We start from the raw sequence: 1,332 nt of genomic DNA, 5'->3' as shown, positions 1-1,332 counted from the left end.
CATTCCGGGCGGGTTGACGTGATCACCTGCACCCCGAACATCCTGCACGACTGTCCCTAACAGACGGACATCAGGGTTACGAGACATCCCTTAGTGGACGGCCTGGTGGACATCGGCGATGCCGGCACACCGCCGAAATGACACGGCGACGGTCGGTCCAGCCGGCCCTGACCGGCGGCAACCGCCACGACGTCCGCTAAGGCACCACCGCCGACTTCGACACAGGCCCTGGTAGCGCTAGTGACGCAGGTCGACGTCCTCCGGTGCGTGAAGGCACTCCGCCAGCCGGGCCACGATGTCGAGCCAGGCCCGCTGCGCGTACCGCTGGTGGTACCCGACGCCGGGAAGCACAGTCTGGTCAGCCCCCATCGGTGGGTGGTGGAAGGCGTGCAGGGCACCGCCGTAGACAACAAGCCGCCAATCGACGTCCGCGGCCTAACCCGACAACTCGGAGCCGACACACCGTCACAGCCCCACGATTCGGCCAAGCCGATGATCTCGGGAAGTGCTCCGTGGGTGCTCGGACGTCGGGGTACTGACACGGAGGTACAGGGATCCAGCCGAATTTGAGGGCCCCAGCGAGGTCGTCCAACAAATCAAGCAGCACGGAGGCATGAGGGCTGCGGTGGCTCGGCGGCAAGGACAACTTCGAGGCTGACTGTGTCGTGGGAACGCGGGTGCGGGACATGTTCCCAGACATCGTCGCGGTAGCCCGGGCGGACCGGGAGTTCCTCGCCCGGGTGGCGCGGTTCCTCGTTGACGCCGGCGTCCACCAGTTCCTTAACATCGGCACCGGACTCCCGACCGCGAACAACACCCACAGCGTGGCGCAGGAGCGCGTACCCGAGTCCCGGGTCGTGTACGTGGACAACGACCCGCTCGTCCTCGTGCACGCCCGTGCGCTGCTGACCGGCGGGCCCCGGGGAGCCGGTCGGCTACGTCGAGGCCGACATTCGGGACCCGGACCGAATTCTGCACGCCGCCGCGGCTACGCTCGACTTCCATAGGCCGGTCGGGGTCCTGATGCTCGGCATTCTGAACTTTGTCCTCGACGATGCCTAGGCACAGCGGATTGTGCGCCGGGGGATGGGGGCTCTGCCGTCAGGCAGCTACCTCATGGTGACCCATCCGACCTACGAACTCAGCGGTGATGTCAACCGCACGGCCATGGAGTATTGGGTGTTCGCGGTAGGGGTCGACGAGGCTGGCACGGTATTTAGGTACGCGGAGCATCCGTTCGGGCCGGTCGGCTCGCGCGTAGCGTTTGACGGTGTTCAGGGATAGCTGCAGGCGGCGGGCGCATTCCAGCAGGCCCACGCCTTGGTCGAGCAG

At 66.5% G+C, this 1,332-nt stretch carries 2 protein-coding genes and 2 pseudogenes; 2 read left to right on the top strand and 2 right to left on the bottom strand.

Going from position 1 to position 1,332, the window contains the following annotated elements; translation table 11 throughout:
* Positions 1-237: 237 nt before the first annotated feature.
* Positions 238-435: pseudogene (locus tag B118_RS31380) on the bottom strand (dienelactone hydrolase family protein); the annotation flags it as partial.
* A 251-nt stretch (positions 436-686) separates the two neighbouring features.
* Here B118_RS31380 and B118_RS34025 point away from each other — a divergent pair.
* Both B118_RS34025 and B118_RS34020 read left to right on the top strand, forming a co-directional pair.
* Complete coding sequence (locus B118_RS34025) at positions 687-1,007, top strand: SAM-dependent methyltransferase (RefSeq protein ID WP_050592872.1); 321 nt, start codon at positions 687-689, stop codon at positions 1,005-1,007.
* Positions 970-1,062: a hypothetical protein gene (locus B118_RS34020; RefSeq protein ID WP_420329476.1), complete on the top strand. Its 93-nt coding sequence runs from the start codon at positions 970-972 to the stop codon at positions 1,060-1,062. The genes B118_RS34025 and B118_RS34020 overlap by 38 nt, the downstream gene beginning before the upstream one ends.
* Before the next feature lie 117 nt (positions 1,063-1,179).
* On the opposite strand, the pseudogene B118_RS29675 reads toward B118_RS34020, so the two are convergent.
* Positions 1,180-1,332 (bottom strand): annotated as a pseudogene (locus B118_RS29675) (ISL3 family transposase); the annotation flags it as partial.

This window comes from Salinispora pacifica CNR114 (assembly GCF_000514775.1).
Classification (GTDB): Bacteria; Actinomycetota; Actinomycetes; order Mycobacteriales; family Micromonosporaceae; genus Micromonospora; species Micromonospora pacifica.
This window is presented reverse-complemented; position numbering and strand designations above follow the sequence as displayed.

Bases quoted from the DNA above. Each gene is read 5' to 3' on its own strand.
- B118_RS34025 (WP_050592872.1), top strand. From the start codon at position 687: ATGTTCCCAGACATCGTCGCGGTAGCCCGGGCGGACCGGGAGTTCCTC.